We start from the raw sequence: 18,581 nt of genomic DNA, 5'->3' as shown, positions 1-18,581 counted from the left end.
TTATAACGCACCCGAAAAGGTTGATGATGTTTTTTCTGATTGATATAATTTGTTTGAGAATTGATGAACCGAAGGGTGATTTTCGTGATAGAAAAATGTGTATCGGAGCTGAAGACTTTTTCCCCCCTTCACAGGAAATACATCCTTTGCGCGCTCGAGCGCATAATCGAATACTACGCAAATTCTCTCTTAGGCCTTGCAATTTTCGGTTCCTACGCTAGGGGGGAAAACCGGAAAAATTCAGACCTAGACCTTTTGATCATTTTAAAAGAAGCTCAAAGCTTGAGCGGGAGAATAAGAGAGTTTGTCGAAAACGTGGAACTTGCGCTCGAACCCTTGGGCCAGCAGCTATATGAAAACGAGGATATCCTGTGCGAACTTTCCCCGTATATTCTCGAAAAAGAAGAAGCCCTGAAGTTCCACCCCATTTATTTTGACCTTACCGAACACAATAAAATCTTGTTCGACCCCGAAGGCATTATATCCCGCATAATAAAGTCCACAAAAAGTTTAATGAAAGAGTACGGTGCAAAGAAGTCAGAGTTAGGCAACTTTTGGGAGTGGAAAATTGAAAGCGGAAAATTTTTAGGAGGTACCGAACTATGAAAATAGACGCGTTAACTTCAGCCTATCTTGAAAAAGCAAAAGTTCGATTCAAAGCCCTGGGTTTTTTTTACGAAAATGGAGCTTACTCAGATGTGGTCCGGGAAGCCCAAGAAATGGTAGAACTGTTATTGAAAGCTGTTTTGAGAGCAATTGGCGTTGAAGTGCCTAAAATACACGATGTAGGGCGTGTACTCGAAAAACATAAGGAATCGCTTCCTCAAATCCTGCAGGAACACCTCGACAAAATAAAAAGCATTTCGAAACGCCTGCGAAAGGAAAGGGAACTTAGCTTCTACGGCGCCGAGGATTTCATTCCCACCGAAGAGTACGGGCCTGAAGATGCCGAAATGGCCATTAAAGATGCGGAGTTTGTTCTTAAAACCGTTGAGGAAGCATTTAAAAAAACATAAAAGGGCTTAATTAACTTTACAGAATGGGGAGAGAAAAATGCAAATTGAAGTGTATCCCACTTGCGACAGCGTAAAAGACCTGAGCGGGAAAACCGCAATAGTAATAGACGTGCTCAGGGCTACCAGCGTCATAACCACGGCTCTTTTTAACGGCGCGGAAAGGGTCATCCCCGTGCCTTCAGTGGATGAGGCGTTGAATCTTGCAAGGGAATTTAAAGGTAATGCCCTTCTCGGCGGCGAGCGGGGTGCGGTAAAAATTCCCGGCTTTGACCTGGGAAATTCACCCCTAGAATACAAAAAAGAGCTGATGGCGGGGAAAGCGGTCATCCTCACCACCAGCAATGGCACGAGGGCCATAAAGGCCTCGGAAAGCGCCGAACACATACTTATAGGGTGTTTTCTGAACGCATCGGCGGTGGCCGAAAAAGCCCTCCGGTTTGCTTTGTCCTCTGAAACCTCCTGTGTGGCCTTGGTGTGCGCCGGAACGCTGGGGGAATTCTCGCTTGACGATGCCGCCTGTGCCGGCCTTATCGTAGATAGCCTGGTTAGGAACATAGAAAGGAAAAAAGAACCACCGGAGCTTTCAGACCTGGCCTTCGCCTGCAGGGAACTTTACCTAAAACACCAAGACGACCTGAAAGCACTCATATCCCATGCCGCCCACTACAAAAAGCTTCTCAACCTTGGCTTTGAGAGGGATATTGATTACTGCCTGCAGCAGGACGTGATTGACTGCGTGCCGGTGTATGATAAAAAACTTTAGAAGTGAAGATCGTCTTGTGACGGTGCCATAGCCGATATAAGCCACTGCATATTGCCATGGCTGACTCGGGAAATAAAGGCATTTCACACCGCTTTCTTTTTAAGCCAGGCCACGGTGTAATATGTCGGCCTATCCTGTACAATCGCATAGAATTCTGTTTCCAGCATCAGGCCGTTATACCTCATAACTATTTCCTTCAATTTTTCCTGCGATATGCTTTCAAGAAACGCAACTATAACCGCTTTCCTGGCCCTTCGCCTTCTCGCTGTCGCTTCTATGGACCTGTTGTCTATTGCCGGTATAATGTCGATAACCGTGCCGTCATCCCTTAACAAGGCCGCTACGAACGCAGGCCTGGGGGCCTTGGCAAGCCTTCGCTTTATTTCGAACACCACCGAATTCATTATTTTTCCCCTCCTCACCTTTCGAAGCTGATAATTGGACAAAATCTGTCCATATAAAACTTTTATGCATATCACTTGTCATCTATGACCCAAAAATTTAAATCGAACAAATGTTTTCATATCTAAGTATATAGCACTATCTCAAAACTTTCAACAGGCAAAAAAAATCCCGCCGAAAATTTCGGCGGGATTTTTTCGATTAATACATGTCGGGGTTGGGCATGGGCTGGTTCTTTTCTTTTTCGGGAATTTCCGCGACAACAGCTTCGGTGGTAAGCACCATAGCGGCAAGGCTTGCAGCATTCTGGAGCGTAGAGCGGGTTACCTTCGTCGGGTCTACAATACCTTTCTTGAACATGTCGCCGAATTCGCCGCGCAGAGCATCGAAACCGATGCCTTTTTCCATGGTCTTCAGTTTCTCTACGATTACGGAGCCGTCCAAGCCAGCGTTGTATGCAATCTGTCTTACGGGTTCCTCTAAAGCCCTTCTTATTATGTCTACGCCTATTTTCTCATCGCCTTCAGCGTTGACTCTGTCGAGCGCAGGTAAGGCGTTGATGAATGCCGTTCCGCCACCGGGCACGATACCCTCTTCAACCGCAGCTTTGGTAGCAGAGAGCGCATCCTCGATGCGGTGTTTCTTCTCTTTGAGTTCAGTTTCGGTAGCCGCACCGACCTTGATGACCGCTACGCCGCCGGCCAGTTTCGCCAGGCGTTCCTGCAGTTTTTCCCTGTCGAAGTCGGAGGTCGTCTCTTCGATTTGAGCTTTGATGGAGTTGATGCGCTTTTTGATTTCTTCCTTGCTGCCGGCGCCGTCCACGATGATGGTCTTTTCTTTATTGACCTTGACCTGTCTTGCCCTTCCAAGCATATCTAAGGTTGCGGACTTGATGTCGATGCCGAGTTCTTCAGAAATTACCTGACCACCGGTGAGGATTGCTATATCCTGGAGCATGGCCTTCCGGCGATCGCCGAATCCAGGTGCCTTCACGGCTACGCTCATGAGAGTGCCGCGGAGTTTATTCACTACCAGCGTCGCCAGAGCTTCGCCTTCAACATCTTCGGCTATGATGAGGAGTTTTCCGCCGGCCTGCACTACCTTTTCAAGAATAGGCAGCAGGTCCTGCACATTGGAGAGCTTCTTGTCGGTAATCAGGATGTATGGGTCGTCCAAAACGGCTTCCATCTTCTCGGGGTCGGTTACCATGTACGGGGATATGTAACCCCTGTCAAATTCCATACCTTCGACAACTTCCAGGGTGGTTCCCATGGTCTTGGACTCTTCAACGGTGATTACACCGTCTTTTCCGACCTTCTCCATGGCTTCGGCAATCAGGTTTCCGATTTCCTCGTCAGCCGCCGAAATGGACGCAACCTGAGCTATGGCCTCTCTGGTCTCCACGGGTTTGCTGAAGGTCTTCAGTTCTTCCACAACGGCCTTTACAGCTTTTTCGATACCCCTCTTGATGAGCATCGGGTTGGCACCGGCGACCACGTTCTTCATTCCTTCATGGATTATGGCCTGTGCCAGCAAAGTAGCGGTAGTCGTACCGTCTCCTGCCACATCCTGGGTCTTGGTGGCCACTTCTTTAATCAGCTGGGCTCCCATATTCTCGAAGGGGTCTTCCAGCTCGATTTCCCTTGCAATGGTAACGCCGTCATTGGTGATCGTCGGGGTCCCGAATTTCTTGTCGAGAACCACGTTGCGGCCTTTGGGTCCTAACGTTACTTTTACGGTATTTGCCAGCTTATCGATACCCCTCAAAAGGGCTCTTCTCGCTTCTTCGTTGAATTTAATCTGTTTTGCCATCCTTACATACCTCCCCCTTTAATTTATTCCAAGATGGCAAGGATGTCGCTTTGCCTGAGGATGAGGTATTCCTCGTCGTCGAGCTTTACTTCGGTTCCCGCATATTTCGAGAAAATAACCTTGTCGCCCACCTTTACCTCAAGCGGCACTTTCTTGCCATCGATGATTTCGCCAGTTCCTACGGCGATTACTTCACCTTTCTGAGGTTTTTCCTTTGCGGTGTCAGGCAACACTATACCGCCTTTGGTCTTTTCTTCTTTGTCCAAAACTTTGATAACCACGCGATCACCTAATGGCTTTATGTTCATGTTAACCCTCCCTTTTTTATATTCTTAATCGCATTTATTATTAGCACTCTCAATTGGTGAGTGCTAATAGCAATTTATATCATATCTTATCAAAATTGTAAAATCAATTTTAAATCACGGCTCAAAACAACTAAAAAAATCTTTTAACACCGCGTTTTTAGGCTATTTTTCCTTAATTCTCTCTAATTCAAGGTCAATCTTTTTTGTGTATTTGCTAATTATATTTTGCTCCATGTACTGTAAAATATACGTTAACCTTCCATCCTCCCGCAATCCCTCACCCCGCCCTTTAAAAGTTCCACAGCGTGAGGCAGGGCGGGCAGCACCACTTCCAGATTTTGCCGAACGGCTCTTGGGCTTCCCGGCAGGTTGATGATAAGAGTTCTGCCCCGGATGCCGGCTACGGCGCGGGAGAGCATGGCGTGGGGGGTCTTTTCTAGGCTCTTTTGCCTCATGGCTTCCGGAATCCCGGGCACTTCCTTTTCTATCACAGCAAGGGTAGCCTCCGGCGTATTGTCCCGGGGAGAAAATCCGGTCCCCCCCGTAGTCAAAATCAGGTCCAATCCCTTTTCGCACATGGCCATCAGGGATTCCTTTATCGCATCCAAGTCATCGGGGACCAGGACGTACTCCTCTACCCTTCCGTTTACAGTCGTAATCAACTCCTCTATAACCTTGGCGCTTTTATCTTCCCTCTCCCCCCTAGCCCCCCGGTCGCTGGCAGTCAGTATCCCCACCCTGATTAAAGGAATCACCTTAATCTCGTCGCCTTCCGAAACAACGCCTCCCCGTAGAACCCTGGCGAAAATGCCTTCCCTTGGCATGATGCACTGTCCGACCTGTTTAAAGATGGCACATCCGCTGTGGCACTCCTTTCCTATCTGGGTTACTTCAAGCAGGGCATCACCTATCTCGAGTCTAGTTCCTACAGGCAAGCGGGCAAGGTCGATTCCCTCGGTGGTTATGTTTTCCGCAAAATCCCCCGGTCCCACCGCAAGGCCCATTTTCTTCATCTTCTCTATGCTCTCTTTTGCGAGGAGGCTCACCTGCCTGTGCCATGAGCCCGCGTGGGCGTCGCCTTCAAGGCCGAAATTCTCTATAAGGCGGGCTTTACCCACGTTTTGCTTTTTTTCTCCCTTTTTCTCGCTTATCGAAACCGCCACTACCCTTCCCACGGCACTTCCTCCTCCCTCTTAAAATCTCCGCTTTTGCCCCCGGTTTTTTCAACAAGCTGGATATTTTTTATCACCATGCTTTTATCCACCGCCTTGCACATATCGTAAATGGCAAGGCACGCAGCCGATACCGCCGTAAGGGCCTCCATTTCAACGCCCGTTTTTCCTACGGAGCGCACGACGGCCTGAACGGCCACCGCATTTTTGTCCTCTAAAACCCGAAAGTCCATCTCCACCCCGGTAAGATTTATATTGTGGCACATGGGGACTATTTCCGGCGTTCTCTTGGCCGCCATTATGCCCGCTACCTGCGCCACCGAAAGCACGTCGCCCTTCTTCATCCGGCCCTCTTTTATCATTTGCAGGGTTTCCGGCTTCATCACCACGTATCCTTTTGCCACGGCACTTCGCACCGTGTCAGGCTTTCCGCTTACATCCACCATTTTCGGCCTTCCGCTTTTGTCAATGTGGGTAAGCTCCATCTTCATCCCCCTATCTGACACATATTCCTCTTTGTTCTTTCGAAAGGCACCACGTTCATTTTGTGCCCCGCCGGTTTTTTGGCGAGGGCTTCGATGAAAATCCGCCTCAGTTCTTCATCGGCAGCCCTCCTCCGCAATAGCGTCTTTACGTCTATCTCGTCTTCCGAATCGAGGCAGGGCTTCAGCTTTCCGTCGGCGGTAAGCCTCAGCCGGTTGCACCGGGCGCAAAAGTGATGGCTGATGGACGAAATGAAGCCCACATATCCCTTTGCACCGGGTATTTTGAAATACGCGGCGGGTCCTTCACCTTTTTCTTCATATTTCACCGACTCGAGCTTCATCCCTAGAAGGCGTGTTATGCGGTCCTGGGAAACCATTTCCATTTTCTCTTTTGCCGCCTCGCCTACCGGCATGAGCTCTATAAACCGGACGGTCAGGGGATTGTCGATGGTGAGCCTTGCAAAATCTGCTACTTCGTCGTCGTTAAACCCCTTCACCACCACGCAGTTTATTTTAACGGGGGAAAGGTCGTTTTCCAGAGCCGCTTTTATTCCATCGAGCACGTCCTTTAAATTCCCGCCCCGGGTCATCCGCCGAAACTTTTCGGGATTTAAACTGTCGAGGCTTATATTAACTCTGTCAAGGCCGGCTTTTTTCAATTCCGCTGCAATTCCCGAAAGCAGCGAACCGTTGGTGGTCATGGAAATATCCCTTATTTCCGGAATCTCCCGCAACATCTTTATAAAGTCCACAATACCCTTTCGCACCAGCGGCTCGCCGCCGGTTATCCTCACCGCCGAAACTCCGAGGGGCGCTATCACTTTCAAAAAGCGCGCGATTTCCTCAAAGCGCAGGATGTCACCGCACCTTTTCGGCAAAACGCCCTCTTCGGGCATGCAGTAGATGCACCTGAAATTGCACCGATCGGTGACCGAAACCCTTATATAGTTAATCCCTCTTCCGAAACGGTCCTTCACTTAATCGCCCCCAATCAATTCCCCGGTCATGGACGTGTCGTACCCTCCCAGGGATTCTATTTTTTTCTTAAATTCATCGGACCTTATGATTTTCAATATCTTCTGCATTAAATCCGTACGATAAAATTCTTCGGGAATCGCTATGTCGTACCTCTCAAGGGCCACCGGTATGAAATCCAGGTCAAAAGCCCTGGCAGCCGCCATTATCCCGAGGCCCGCATCGGCCCCGCCTCCGGCTACCGCAGCTGCCACAGCAAGGTGCGTATACTCCTCCTTGCCGTAACCTTTGATGCGCCCCGGGTCGATGCCGAGCTCCTTTAGCTTTAAGTCGAGGAGAATTCTCGTTCCCGCTCCTTTCTGGCGGTTTACGAAGGTAATATCTTCGCGCATCAGGTCTTCGATGCCCTTTATGCCTTTGGGATTTCCCTTTTTCACCATCAGTCCCTGCTGGCGGTAGGCCAGATTGACCAGAAAAACCCTGCGATTGGGGAGGTATTTTTTTATATAGGGGACGTTGTACTCACCGGTCTCGGGGTCCAAAAGGTGAATTCCGGCCATGTGGGCCTCGCCCCTCATCAGGGCCATTATGCCTCCCATGCTTCCCACGTGCGCTGAAGAAAGGGTGATTTCCGGATAAAGCCGCTTTACTTCGCTAGCGAGGATATCGATGGTAACGTCGTGGCTACCTATCATCAGAACCGAGTTTTCTATTTCTTCTTGGCTTTTTAAAAGCTCCACCTCCACATATTCTCCGGCCTCTATGCCTTCTTTAGCCTCGGGTATTCTTACCATCCCGTCAGCCCTGACAACCGACATTATCACTCCGGCACCTCTTGAAAGCGGCGACGCTATGTATTCGCCGCCCATCCTGCCCACCTTCACCCTCAAAAACTCCAAAGTCCCTATCGAGGAAACCACCCGCCGCGAGAGCCTGGCCTTTATCTTTTCCCTGCCCGGCACCGGGAGGCCCTGCATCCGGTAAAGTACCGGTTTTACGAAAAGCTCCATGGCAATGTAGGCGGACACCGGATACCCGGGCACGCCTATCACGGGTTTCCCCGCGATATGCCCCAGCACCACCGGCTTTCCGGGCTTGATGGCGACACCGTGAACGGAGAGCTTCCCCAGCGCTTTTATGCAGCTTGAAGTGTAGTCCTCCGTCCCCGCCGAAGAACCGGCGTTTATCAGCACCACGTCGGCAAGTTCCACGGCCTTTTGGACGCTGTGTCTTATAAGCTCGAAATCGTCCTTTACCTTTTCCATCACTATTGCCTTTCCGCCCCATTCCTCCACAAGCCCTGCGAGCATCGCGGAATTGGACTCAATTATGTCGCCGGGTTTCAAGGGCGTTCCGGGGTCTACAAGCTCGCTGCCGGTCGGGATTATGGCGACCTTCGGCTTTTTCCTCACCTTTACGGCGGTATGGCCGGCGGCAAGTACTGCACTCAAATCCTGCGGGCGGAGCCTGTGGTTTTCCGGCACGATAAGCTCCGTTGCTGCCACATCTTCGCCGATGCTCCTCACGTTGTCCCAGGGCGAGCAGGGCGATACTATTTCGACCTCTCCACCTCCCAGAGGATGCACTTCCTCGATCATAATTACCGCATCGCAGCCGGAAGGTAAAGGGTCGCCGGTATCAACGGGCCAGAAATTCACCCCTTCTTTCAGCCTTACGGGATTTTTTTCGGAAGCGCCGAAGGTGTCCTTCGCGCTAACCGCTATCCCGTCCATGGCGGCAGCGTTGTAGTGAGGCGAAGAAATCCGGGCGAAAACCGGCTCGGATGTGACGCGCCCAAGAGCCTCCCTTACATCTACCACCTCCGCACCTGTTGGCTTTAAGGCCCCCGCTTCTTCAAGTTCCTTAAAGTATTTTTCCAAAGCTTCGCCTAAAGCCGGATTGTCCAGGTAAACTTCCCTTTCCTTCAACCGTATCCCTCCTTCAATAAAGCTCCACATCGACGTACTCTCCTTCTTTTACTCCCAGTTTTTCCGGCGCAATCCTCGCAAGGCCGTGGGATTCCACCATGGTGGAAATAAGGCCGGATTTACCCAGAACCGGCACAGCCCAGAGTTCGCCTTCCTTTTGCTCAAGTCTTACCCGGATGAAGTCCTCCCTTCCCGCCGCTGACGAAATGTTGCGGGCGATTTTCGCTTTAACTTTTAATCCGCCGTAATCTTCCGGCCTTCCCAGAAACCAGGAAATGATGGGCCTTACCACCTGCTCAAAGATGACCATGGCGGATACCGGGTGTCCGGGAAGTCCCACCACTGGTTTTTCCTCCACCACCGCGATTATCGTCGGCTTCCCTGGCTTCACCGCAAGGCCGTGGGCGATCACGCCGGGCTTTCCCAAACTTTCTAAAACCTTCACCGTAAGGTCCCTGGTTCCGACCGAGCTTCCGCCGGAAATCACGACGAGGTCGCTTATTTTCAGGGCTTCCGACACCGCTTTTTTTATTTCGTCGAAATCGTCCCGCACAACACCGAATACTTCAGGTATTCCCCCCCATTTCAACACCAGGCCCGCAACCGAGAAACTGTTCATATCGCGAATCTCACCCTCTCTTATTTCGACACCGGGGGGTTTTATCTCGTCGCCGGTGGAAATCACGGAAACTTTCGGTGAAACTGCCACCCTCACTTTTTGAAAGCCCATGCCTGCCAGCACCGCCAAGTCCTGGGGCCTTAAGGTGTGTCCTTTTTTGAGCACCAGGTCTCCCTTTTTCACATCCTCTCCTTTCAGAATGACGTTTTCTCCCGGAGCGACGGGCCTTTCCACCAAAAGGGTTCCGTCCTCAAGGGGTTGTGTATATTCAAGCATAACGACCGCATCGGAACCCTCAGGCAGCATCCCTCCGGTGGAAATCCTGGCGGCTTCCCCCGCTTTCAGAGAAAATGCCGGCTTTTCCCCCATTTTTATTTCCCCTGCCACCTTCAATATGGCAGGCAGCGATTCGCTGGCGCCAAACGTATCGCTCGCTATAACCGCATAGCCGTCGACGGTAGAACGGTTAAACGGCGGGATGTCTTCGGGCGAATAGACGTCCTCCGCCAGCACCCGGTTAAGCGCATCTAACAGCTCAACTTCTTCGCTTCTCGCCCGAACATTTATTAAATTTTCTTTTAGGACTTTTAAGGCTTCATCGATCTTCAAGGCCTCAAAAAGCTGCATGTGACGATTCTCCTTTAATTTCTCAAAAATGTCTTTTTGTTTTAATATGTTCTATACAGACTCCTGCAATTCCTCCCTCCATCAAAATTTTTTCTTTATAAAAAAAGGAATGCGAGCGTCTTTGTCGAACATAAAGAATTTATGAATGGAGGGTATCGCGTGGAAAATCAAAAAACTTTACAAGAAAAGGACTTTTATACCAACTTCAACGCCTTGAGCTATGATGCCATATTTTTTGCGGCATCCAATGGCTTTTTGGAGCCCGGCACGGTGGTGTCATCCTTTGTGAGCAACCTTACCAGCTCGCCGGTGCTGATAGGCCTTACCACGACCATAAGAAACTGCGGGTGGTTCCTGCCACAACTTTTGGTCGCCCGGTTAGCCGAAGCTTTGCCTCGAAAAAAACCTCTCGTGGTGCTGGCCGGGGGACTTTTGAGGATATCCGCCGGCATGATGGTTCTCTCGTCCTTAATCGCGGGCAAAAATCCCGTACTTTCCCTTTTTCTCTTTTATACTTTTTTCGTAATCCTTTCCTTCTCCGACGGCGTAAGCGGGGTGCCCTGGATAGACCTTTTTGCCAAATCCATCCCCCAGGAGCGCAGGGGAGCCTATTATGCCAAGACTCAGGCCTTAGGGGGACTCCTGGCATTTGCGGCGGGATTTGTTGTAAAGGCAGTTCTCGGCCTTAAAACCCTAGCCTTCCCTTACAACTACACCATCATATTCTTCCTGGGGTTTATATTTTCCACTCTATCCTTTTTGTCCTTCCTCAGGCTCAAGGAAGTGGAAGATGGAACTCCCCGCCGATACGAAAGTCTGGTAAAATACCTTATGGGAATTCCGAGAATTCTCAAAGAGGATGGCAGTTTTCGACTTATTATAATCGTAAACACTCTCTTGAGGTCGTTTTTTCTGCCGCTGCCGTTTTACGCCGTATTTGCCCGGGAGGTTTTGAGCGTTCCCCAGGAAAACATAGGCATTTTCGTTTCGGCACAGATGCTCGGCTCCATACTGGCCGGCATATTTTTCGGAAAGGCCATCGATTTATACGGAAGCAGGAAGGTCGTCATTTTTACCGCGGAACTTACTGCCCTTCAGCCGGTTCTGGCGTTGATATGCTTTTTCCTTTACAGGATGCGTTTGCCGTTTTTTTGGCTTTACGCCCTCATATTCACCCTCGTAGGAGCCACTTACAGCGGAGTGTGGGTCGGAATCTTCAACTACCTCTTAAAAATAGCTCCGGAAGAAAAAAGGCCCCTTTACATAGGCCTTCTAAACACCCTTACAGCCCCCACCACCTTTTTGCCGCTCCTCGGCGGGGTCATCATCCAATTTCTGTCCTACGTCCACCTGTTCGTCATAACGGCGGTACTGGTGTTTTCGTCGGTGGTCGCAGCCCGCTCCCTGAGAGAGCTGGCCGCATAGCAAATCTCAATTTCTAGACACATCCACGACTATATCCACCGGTCTTGGACCTTCACCCACTACATATAAAATGAAAGTTTTCTTTGTGACGGTAATACCGGCGCCGTAGATCTCCGTAACCACGTAAAGATCGACGGTTTCCCCGGAGGGAACCTTAACCCTAACCAAGAGCTTATCAGTTGTCACGCCGGGGCCCGTTACGTCGGTGACCACGTACACCGTCTCTTCCTTTATGCAGCGCGCTGTCGCCCTTAAGGTTATAGTCAACCTTATTTGATTTCCCCCGGGCAATATTTCAAAGTCCGCATGTTCAATTTCCGCACTGGCTTCTACCACATGCGAAGGCAAACATCCTTCGAGGGGCACCAAGACCGAAAACCTGTCATCGACTCTAATGTGATAGACCACATCATCAGGGCCTATATACGAAATGTCACAGCTTACATCACCTTCCACCAACACCTGGTTTTCCAGCGGCGTTACCCTTACGTTTTTGACCTCACATCGAGTTTCGCCGAGGCCAATGGCCAGTGGAAATACATCAACGGTATGAATTACCTGGGTTTGTCTTGACCCTGCTTGTTCTTCGGATACTACAATCGGTGCTTTTGTGACGGTAAGCCCTTCCACTACCGTTGGCTCCGTATCGCTTACCACAACCTGGCCTGTCGTCTCTTCTACAATCCTGGGAATCCGCACCACCGGGCCCGCCCCCAGTATCACGGGCAGATTCCGGGGTTCCAGTATCATCACGTTAAAGGCAATTATATTTTTTTGTAAAACCTCCCTGGGGCTTAAAAGCGTAAACGCGGAGTATTCTACCCCAGCGTTCACTCTGGCCACTTGTCCTGGCATGGCGCCTTCGTAATCCACGAAAGTAGAAAAAGGTACATCTTCAGCCTGGTGACGATTTACTTCATCGATTCCCACGTAATAAATTTGCTTGTGCAGCACCCCCTGGATTATCACCTTGTCCGGCACAAGCACTGCAGATAACTCGCTGACAGTGGCACTTATTTCTCTGACTTTCGACGCCTCATTTTCCAGCAAAACCCTGGACTCCACCATGTGCTGGTGAGTAACCGGCTGACCTACCAATACATTTACCCTGTAATTTGGGTCTGACGTTGAAACTCCTATATCTGTAAGGGTTTCATTTACTACCACCACATTCCAGCCAACTACCGCTTTCAAAAAAAGTTCCCGAGAAGAAACCAAATAGGCTTCACTCATCTCAACAACCGGCTCCACGTAGGCCTTCATTCCTGGCTGAATGCCGGGTACGTTTACAATTTCGCTCACGGGCATGTCAAAGGCCTGGTAATAGGACACGTCATCTTCTCCCACGTAATACACCTGGTGGTGGAGAACCGCCTGAACCAGAACTTTACCTTCGATCAATTCTGTATTTTGCATAACAACTTCAGAATTCACTTCGGTTATCTTCTGGGCCGGATTCTCCAAGATAAAGGTGTCTTCCACCAGCACCTGGGCCGAACCTTCACCAATCGCCAATTCTGCCAGTATCGTCTCATCGGTGCCAGGTGCCAGGTTTACAAAAGCTACATCTTCCACCGTAGTCGCTACTTTTACAATGGCCTCGGTAAGAACGCTATCACCGCCGGGCGAAAGCGTGGTCCTTATTTTCTCTACCTCAGCAGAAATACTAGCGGTCATGCCGGGCCTTGCACCGGGGACATAGAGCATGGTCTTAAAAGGTATGTCTCCAGATAGGTGGTGGACGATGTCATCGGTTCCGACAAAAAACACCTGTTTGTGAAATACGCCCTGAACGATTATTTTATCAGTCAGCATTATATAATTCAGGGCGTTTATTCTTCCGGTGACCTTTTTAATCTTCCTGGCGACCACCGGTAGCTCTCTGGTCAAAAAAAGGGCTGATCCTAAAGCCATGCTGCACCCCCCTCTTATATAACCTGTTAATTTATTATATTCAGCGGACTTACCAACTGTCATATTCCATCCAATTGCTCATCAAATAAAGACATTGCGGTATTCGATGCACTGCAGCCCTATACTTATCAGCACCTGCTCCGAAATCCTGGCTCCAGAGTTAGTGTAATAAATCCCTACGGAAATCCGGGGGATGACCTCCATTCCTTCCCTTGCTTCGGGGACTGGAACGCTGCCTGTGAAAAAGCAAGGAGCTGTGAAAAGCTTTACCATATCCCTGAAAATATAATAAACGTCCTGAGAGGCCGTTATTTCGAAGATAACATAACCTTTTATAACAACAAATTTAGAGCTCTGAAGAGATGTTTCGATCTTCTTTATACCCTCGGGAATTTCCGGCAGGTTTTTTTCTTGCGCAAAAAGAAATGAGGCCTCTTTTTTTGCTACAACGACCGGAAGCCGGACTTCCAGAGGTTCAGGAGCTGGTGGAACTCTTATAAAATTCCCAGTGCATTTTGCCACATGGGTGTACACATTACCACTTCCTAGCGAAAAACTTCGGAAATCACTTTTTGCCATTTTTCTTTCCAGCGCGTTAAACTGAAGGCTTCGGCCACCTTCGCGGCGTTTTCTCCAAGCCTTCTCCTTTCATCCTCATTACATATTAAGTAATCCAGGGCTTCTATCAGATTATTTGATGTGGGCTTTACCAGCAACCCGTTATAGCCGTCTATAACAATATCCGTGAGCCCGCCGACGGGTGAGGCTATCACGGCGCAGCCGGCGGCCATGGCTTCCAAGCAGGAAAGAGAGGTTCCTTCCGCCGCTTTAGTGGGTATTATAGCTATGTCCATGTGGCGAAAAATCTCCTGCATCATATGGGGCGGCTGCCAGTAATAATATATGTTTTCATTTTCCGATGCCCATTTCAATGCTTCGGCCTCCAGCTGGTCTGAGTGCCCTCTCCCTACGAAATGAAATTCCACCTTACCAGGGTATTTTGCTGTCAATACTTTCGCGGCCCTGGCCGCTTCGTTTACACCCCGCACCGAAGTGAGGCGCCGTGGAAATATGACTCTTACCTTGCCCGGATGTTCTACCCGAGGTCTTCAATTTCCCAGATCCACAAAATTAGGAATGTATTCTAATTTGTGATAAAGCCCCGGCCATGTGGCGTTTATCCAATTTATGGTATTAGTATCCACCGATACCACCTTTTGCACCCCACTCAAGGCTATGTGAAGCCGCCGGAGCCACTCTTTGCGGTCAGCTTCGGTAGCAAGTTGACGGTCAAAGCCGGGAAAATCCCAGAATATGCCGTGGGAAATGGATATGCTTTTTTCCAAAGCCTGGGGGTACGCCAGGAAGGTGACAAAATAGATGGCGTAATCCATTTCAACCGCCTGTTCGTAAAAATGCTGATTGACATTGGGAAATGTCATGAACTCATTTTTCGTCTCCGGGATTGTGTATATTTTGACACCCGGCAGTATCTCTTTTTCCCACCCGCTTCCTATCTGCCACCACACTACTTCATAACCCAGTTCCAAAAGGAGCTTTGTAAGTTCCAGTCCGTAGCGTTCAGCTCCGCCGTATACCATTCTCGTCCCATCGGGGCTGAAAAAATTAGTGGTCAATATCCCGACTTTCTTTCCCATCCAGCATCCCCTCCTTCAGGAAATAAAGCCGCTTTGAGTCACGCCATTCTTCCAGATCGTTTAGCTTCGGTGATATTATAATGCTCTGGGTGTGGGGAAGGACCTTGCCGTGAAGCTTTAAATCTTTCTCTCGGTAAAAAAGGTACTTTTTGTGGTGTTCTTTTTCATCGGCCCAACCGAAATGCTTGAGCCTTATGTCAGAATAATAGGGTATAAAATCCTGGCATGGACTTGGAAAGCGACCGCAGTGGATTTCCCTTTGGGGCCAAATGTAATTGAGGTTCGGGTTATAACGCACCAGGAAAGGCTGGAATTTAACCCATGGATTCCAACCGCCGTCGATTCTGTAATGGGTATTGGACGCCCAGAAATCAAATACTCTGAAGTATACGGCATCATAATAGTCCTGGTTTATGAGAAATTCCGCCTCATCAATAATTCTATCTTCGAACATCTCATCGGCATCGAGGGCGACTATCCAGTCGGGATTCTGCTCTACCGTAAGGTCCCAGAGCTTTGATCGCAGTGCCGCTTCATTTCCGAGGAAAAGTGGCCGTTCGTTCCTGTAAGCTATAACTTTATCGAAGCTCTTTACAACTTCATACGTATCATCCTCGGAGGCGTCATCGATTACCACGATTTTATCGACCCAGAGCGAAAGGTGTTCCAGAACCCGGGACAGATAGCGGCCGGATTCATTTTTTACGGGCATCATCGCCACTATGCGATTCCCGCTCTTTTTCCTCATGATGATCTCTCCTTGTAATAGAGCCTTCCTTTCGGAAGGCCCTATTTTCTCACTAGGTTGAGTTTATGCTGTGGCCACAAATACGAAGTCCAGCGTGATATCTATATTTTGAACCGCATTGCCCACGGTGCTCGGCAGGTGAAAAGTAAAAGTCACATCTTGGTTTCCGGTGCTGAGGGCCAGGGCGTGGCCGGGACTTGCAGGCTGGTCTATCAAACCGCTGAGCTTACCGGTGTATATGGTGGAGCCGGGGCTGGCGGAAACGCTGACGTTTAAATTATCGGCCAGCAATGCCGCGAGCGATGCGGTTGTGGAACCCGAAGGTTTCCAGTCAGCTGTCACAAAATAGTATTCATCTACATCTCCGGTATTCGAGACGTTGATTACAGCGGTTACGGTATCCCTGGGCAGCATATTCGTAGCGGAAAGCACACCGCTGGTCGGCGATACCACGATGGACACGTTGGCAGTTTGCAGCGTGCTTCCGGTTGAACTGGCGGTAAAGGTAAGAGCCATTTCTTTCACCTCCTGTTGAAATCATATTCAGTGAAATTTAAAACTGTTACAGGAACCTGAACATTTCCCGGGCCTTATTTTTCATAAAAGGGGAATTTTTTTCATAAAGATTATAAGTGGAGGGGGTAGCCGTGAAACTCTTCAGAACTGAAGAAATCCTGTGGCAGAAGGTTTATACAAAGGAATTGAAGCAGGATATAAAGCTGAAACCTTACCCCGTGAAAGTAACCGGTGTTGTGCCGAGAGTTCAGGATGTAGACCACCGTATTCAAAAAGGTGCGGTAATATTTTCCGCAACCCTTACGGCGGGAGTGTATTTTCTGAGCAGGGAAGGTACCCTCCGCTATATTGAAGTCCTGCAGCCGGTCAGGTACGTTTTTTGCCCGGAAAAAGTCCTCGACGGGATGGAAGTGCGAATCGACTGCACCCCGGAAACTCATAATTATCATTTGGCCGAAGATACTCTTTCCGTGGATTTTTTATTGAACTTCAATCTTGAAGCCGTAATCGAAAGGCCCGCTGTTTTTGCAAAGACTCTGGAAGCAAAAACAGAGAGGATAGCAACCTTCCGGGTTATTAAGGAAGAAAAGGATGTGGCCGGTATAAGGTTTTTTTTTGAAAAACCCGATTGCCGGAGGATTATAACCGTAAAGCCCCATTTGGCCAAGGTAGAAACAAAAGTATTCAAAGGTCTTGTAGCCGTAGAAGGCGAGATTTCTGCGGACGTTTTTTATGTAGATGGCTCTGGCTTAGAAAGACACAGCCAGGTAGCAGTCCCTCTTGAAAGGGTGATTTCGTGCAACGAAGCGGAGCCGGAACACCTTGCCAGGGTGACGGCTGCTTTTTCGGAAGTTCACTTTCGGCCGTCTCATAAGGCAGGGAATTACGGCATTATGATGGTCTTGCGGCTGGATGTAAAGGTGTTGAAAAAAGAGGAAAGCCAGGTGGTAACCGATTTCAAACACGAGGGGTATCAGACAGTAAAAGAAGAGCTGCAGTTAAAAGAAGTGTTGGACGAGGGAGCGTTTTCTTTTTTTGTCGCGGAAAGTTATCCCTTAAAGGGAAAGAACCTGGTGGATTTGTATGGAAGGGTGGAAAGGGTTTCTTACGAGGTGAACGGGGGACTGCTGGTAGCTCAGGGTGCGATTGGCGTTGAAGTTTTTTACATAGATGAAAACCTTCTTTCGGCGTACCGGTATATTGAAATAAACTTCAGCAGGAGCCACCCGGTAGGAACCGTACAAACGCAGGTGTCGTACGAACTGAAACCCAGAATACTTCACCTCTCGGGGGTTTTAAAAGATGGCAGTATAAAGATAACGTCACTCGTGGAAATAGAATATACAGCAGTTTGCCGCAGAGCCACCCCTGTTGTGGTGGATATCATTCCCCGCGAAGGTATAGAAAGGGAACTTTTCCGGGTTGAAAAGATCCTGGAGGCAAAAACCATCGAACTTATCGAAAAAAATGAGATAATCCTAGATTATCCAGTAAAGCTTGTAGAGGACATAAAGGGCGAGGTAGAAAACTTAAATGTAACAGTCCTGGACTACAGATTTTTGATCCAGGGCGGGCTGTCAGTTCACATTTATTATGCGGGAGTCGACGGTATCATTCGCTGCCAAAAAAATCTATTTCCTTTCGGCGTGCTGGGGGACGTGAAAGGCGGCCGAAAGGATATGCACGTCCGGGTAGATGCCAGGATATCAGAGGTTTCTACGGAAATTAAAACCCTTACCAGGTTAGACACTATTTTTTTATTGAGCTTTGACATTGAGGCAACCTGCCAGCAGGACCTCTATCTTGTGACCGGTCCTACGGTCCTCCAAAACCGGCGGTACCGGCAGGTTTATGTGGAAGAGAGGCTGCGCCGCCTTTCCTATATAATGCCCCTTACAGCACCAGCACTCTTTGCGAAAGACATATTCCCTGAGGTGACAGAAAAATGGGTAGAAGTGGATGAAGCAGGTTTTTGGATAGGGGGCAAACTCCGGGTAAATGCGGCTTATGTGGGCAGGGATCACCTTGTCCATCATGACATCGACGAGCTGGAATTTAAGTTCTTCATTAAGGGCAAAGAAGGTTTGGACACAAGCAGGGTAAGCTTATCGGCGAGGCCTAAAAAGGTCGTCCTGGTAGCTGGAGGTGAGATGCTGGAAGGTGAGTTTGAGATATCTATTAAAAATTATTATCTAAAAACGTTGTAAGGCAGG

At 49.1% G+C, this 18,581-nt stretch carries 18 protein-coding genes and 1 pseudogene; 5 read left to right on the top strand and 14 right to left on the bottom strand.

Annotated elements, in window-relative coordinates; translation table 11 throughout:
• Positions 1–63 precede the first annotated feature (63 nt).
• The 3 genes from AN618_RS04635 to comB are packed head-to-tail and all read left to right on the top strand — an operon-like array spanning position 64 to position 1,779.
• Positions 64–606, top strand: coding sequence for a nucleotidyltransferase family protein (locus tag AN618_RS04635; RefSeq protein ID WP_066352666.1), 543 nt, complete (start codon positions 64–66; stop codon positions 604–606).
• Entirely contained in the window at positions 603–1,016 is a 414-nt protein-coding gene (locus AN618_RS04630) for a HEPN domain-containing protein (RefSeq protein ID WP_066352663.1), read from the top strand. Before AN618_RS04635 ends, AN618_RS04630 begins: the two co-directional genes overlap by 4 nt.
• Before the next feature lie 37 nt (positions 1,017–1,053).
• Positions 1,054–1,779, top strand: coding sequence for a 2-phosphosulfolactate phosphatase (comB, locus tag AN618_RS04625; RefSeq protein ID WP_066352660.1), 726 nt, complete (start codon positions 1,054–1,056; stop codon positions 1,777–1,779).
• A gap of 83 nt (positions 1,780–1,862) precedes the next feature.
• Here comB and AN618_RS04620 read toward each other — a convergent pair whose 3' ends face one another.
• The 8 genes from AN618_RS04620 to AN618_RS04585 all read right to left on the bottom strand — a co-directional run bounded on the left by AN618_RS04620 (position 1,863) and on the right by AN618_RS04585 (position 10,107).
• On the bottom strand, positions 1,863–2,183 hold the full coding sequence (locus AN618_RS04620) for a hypothetical protein (RefSeq protein ID WP_066352659.1): 321 nt from the start codon (positions 2,181–2,183) through the stop codon (positions 1,863–1,865).
• A 199-nt stretch (positions 2,184–2,382) separates the two neighbouring features.
• Positions 2,383–3,993: a chaperonin GroEL gene (groL, locus tag AN618_RS04615; RefSeq protein ID WP_066352658.1), complete on the bottom strand. Its 1,611-nt coding sequence runs from the start codon at positions 3,991–3,993 to the stop codon at positions 2,383–2,385.
• Positions 3,994–4,016: 23 nt separating this feature from the next.
• The gene (gene groES / locus AN618_RS04610) at positions 4,017–4,301 is read right to left on the bottom strand and encodes a co-chaperone GroES (RefSeq protein ID WP_066352656.1); all 285 of its coding nucleotides are present in this window, start codon (positions 4,299–4,301) and stop codon (positions 4,017–4,019) included.
• 251 nt (positions 4,302–4,552) lie between these two features.
• Positions 4,553–5,476, bottom strand: coding sequence for an MOSC domain-containing protein (locus tag AN618_RS04605; protein WP_066352653.1), 924 nt, complete (start codon positions 5,474–5,476; stop codon positions 4,553–4,555).
• A complete protein-coding gene (moaC, locus tag AN618_RS04600) occupies positions 5,464–5,958 on the bottom strand; it encodes a cyclic pyranopterin monophosphate synthase MoaC (protein ID WP_066352651.1) in 495 nt (164 codons plus the stop codon). Before moaC ends, AN618_RS04605 begins: the two co-directional genes overlap by 13 nt.
• Positions 5,959–5,960: 2 nt before the next feature.
• Entirely contained in the window at positions 5,961–6,935 is a 975-nt protein-coding gene (moaA, locus tag AN618_RS04595; RefSeq protein WP_066352650.1) for a GTP 3',8-cyclase MoaA, read from the bottom strand.
• Positions 6,936–8,891 (bottom strand): molybdopterin biosynthesis protein, encoded by a 1,956-nt coding sequence (locus tag AN618_RS04590; protein ID WP_066352649.1) that lies wholly within the window; start codon positions 8,889–8,891, stop codon positions 6,936–6,938.
• Positions 8,875–10,107: a molybdopterin molybdotransferase MoeA gene (locus AN618_RS04585; RefSeq protein ID WP_066352645.1), complete on the bottom strand. Its 1,233-nt coding sequence runs from the start codon at positions 10,105–10,107 to the stop codon at positions 8,875–8,877. Before AN618_RS04585 ends, AN618_RS04590 begins: the two co-directional genes overlap by 17 nt.
• A gap of 159 nt (positions 10,108–10,266) precedes the next feature.
• Here AN618_RS04585 and AN618_RS04580 point away from each other — a divergent pair, with 159 nt between their 5' ends.
• The gene (locus AN618_RS04580) at positions 10,267–11,532 is read left to right on the top strand and encodes an MFS transporter (RefSeq protein ID WP_066352643.1); all 1,266 of its coding nucleotides are present in this window, start codon (positions 10,267–10,269) and stop codon (positions 11,530–11,532) included.
• A 6-nt stretch (positions 11,533–11,538) separates the two neighbouring features.
• Here AN618_RS04580 and AN618_RS04575 read toward each other — a convergent pair whose 3' ends face one another.
• The 6 genes and pseudogenes from AN618_RS04575 to AN618_RS04555 form a co-directional block, all read right to left on the bottom strand.
• Positions 11,539–13,446: a DUF3794 domain-containing protein gene (locus AN618_RS04575; protein ID WP_066352641.1), complete on the bottom strand. Its 1,908-nt coding sequence runs from the start codon at positions 13,444–13,446 to the stop codon at positions 11,539–11,541.
• Positions 13,447–13,527: 81 nt separating this feature from the next.
• Positions 13,528–13,968 (bottom strand): hypothetical protein, encoded by a 441-nt coding sequence (locus AN618_RS04570; protein WP_157081627.1) that lies wholly within the window; start codon positions 13,966–13,968, stop codon positions 13,528–13,530.
• A gap of 23 nt (positions 13,969–13,991) precedes the next feature.
• Positions 13,992–14,522, bottom strand: a pseudogene (locus AN618_RS13670) (glycosyltransferase family 4 protein); the annotation flags it as partial.
• A 33-nt stretch (positions 14,523–14,555) separates the two neighbouring features.
• Positions 14,556–15,104, bottom strand: coding sequence for a glycosyltransferase family protein (locus AN618_RS13665; protein ID WP_245628399.1), 549 nt, complete (start codon positions 15,102–15,104; stop codon positions 14,556–14,558).
• Positions 15,073–15,852: a glycosyltransferase gene (locus AN618_RS04560; RefSeq protein ID WP_066352639.1), complete on the bottom strand. Its 780-nt coding sequence runs from the start codon at positions 15,850–15,852 to the stop codon at positions 15,073–15,075. The genes AN618_RS13665 and AN618_RS04560 overlap by 32 nt, the downstream gene beginning before the upstream one ends.
• A gap of 63 nt (positions 15,853–15,915) precedes the next feature.
• Positions 15,916–16,368, bottom strand: a complete 453-nt coding sequence (locus AN618_RS04555; protein ID WP_066352636.1) for a hypothetical protein — start codon at positions 16,366–16,368, stop codon at positions 15,916–15,918.
• Between the two features lie 131 nt (positions 16,369–16,499).
• On the opposite strand from AN618_RS04555, the gene AN618_RS04550 reads away from it, so the two are divergent.
• On the top strand, positions 16,500–18,575 hold the full coding sequence (locus tag AN618_RS04550; RefSeq protein WP_066352628.1) for a DUF3794 domain-containing protein: 2,076 nt from the start codon (positions 16,500–16,502) through the stop codon (positions 18,573–18,575).
• The last annotated feature ends 6 nt before the right edge of the window (positions 18,576–18,581 follow it).

Origin of the sequence: Fervidicola ferrireducens, from assembly GCF_001562425.1 — a bacterium.
GTDB classification, from domain to species: domain Bacteria; phylum Bacillota; class Thermosediminibacteria; order Thermosediminibacterales; family Thermosediminibacteraceae; genus Fervidicola; species Fervidicola ferrireducens.
The sequence above is the reverse complement of the archived record's forward strand: the minus strand, read 5'-3'. Positions and strand labels throughout refer to the sequence as shown.

What these genes read in the sequence shown, in the direction of transcription:
- AN618_RS04620 (WP_066352659.1), bottom strand. Translation starts at nt 2,183, where the DNA reads ATGAATTCGGTGGTGTTCGAAATAAAGCGAAGGCTTGCCAAGGCCCCC.
- AN618_RS04555 (WP_066352636.1), bottom strand. Translation starts at nt 16,368, where the DNA reads ATGGCTCTTACCTTTACCGCCAGTTCAACCGGAAGCACGCTGCAAACT.
- AN618_RS04635 (WP_066352666.1), top strand. Translation starts at nt 64, where the DNA reads ATGAACCGAAGGGTGATTTTCGTGATAGAAAAATGTGTATCGGAGCTG.
- AN618_RS04630 (WP_066352663.1), top strand. Translation starts at nt 603, where the DNA reads ATGAAAATAGACGCGTTAACTTCAGCCTATCTTGAAAAAGCAAAAGTT.
- AN618_RS13665 (WP_245628399.1), bottom strand. Translation starts at nt 15,104, where the DNA reads ATGGGAAAGAAAGTCGGGATATTGACCACTAATTTTTTCAGCCCCGAT.
- groL (WP_066352658.1), bottom strand. Translation starts at nt 3,993, where the DNA reads ATGGCAAAACAGATTAAATTCAACGAAGAAGCGAGAAGAGCCCTTTTG.
- AN618_RS04590 (WP_066352649.1), bottom strand. Translation starts at nt 8,891, where the DNA reads ATGTGGAGCTTTATTGAAGGAGGGATACGGTTGAAGGAAAGGGAAGTT.
- AN618_RS04585 (WP_066352645.1), bottom strand. Translation starts at nt 10,107, where the DNA reads ATGCAGCTTTTTGAGGCCTTGAAGATCGATGAAGCCTTAAAAGTCCTA.
- groES (WP_066352656.1), bottom strand. Translation starts at nt 4,301, where the DNA reads ATGAACATAAAGCCATTAGGTGATCGCGTGGTTATCAAAGTTTTGGAC.
- AN618_RS04560 (WP_066352639.1), bottom strand. Translation starts at nt 15,852, where the DNA reads ATGAGGAAAAAGAGCGGGAATCGCATAGTGGCGATGATGCCCGTAAAA.
- AN618_RS04575 (WP_066352641.1), bottom strand. Translation starts at nt 13,446, where the DNA reads ATGGCTTTAGGATCAGCCCTTTTTTTGACCAGAGAGCTACCGGTGGTC.
- moaC (WP_066352651.1), bottom strand. Translation starts at nt 5,958, where the DNA reads ATGGAGCTTACCCACATTGACAAAAGCGGAAGGCCGAAAATGGTGGAT.
- comB (WP_066352660.1), top strand. Translation starts at nt 1,054, where the DNA reads ATGCAAATTGAAGTGTATCCCACTTGCGACAGCGTAAAAGACCTGAGC.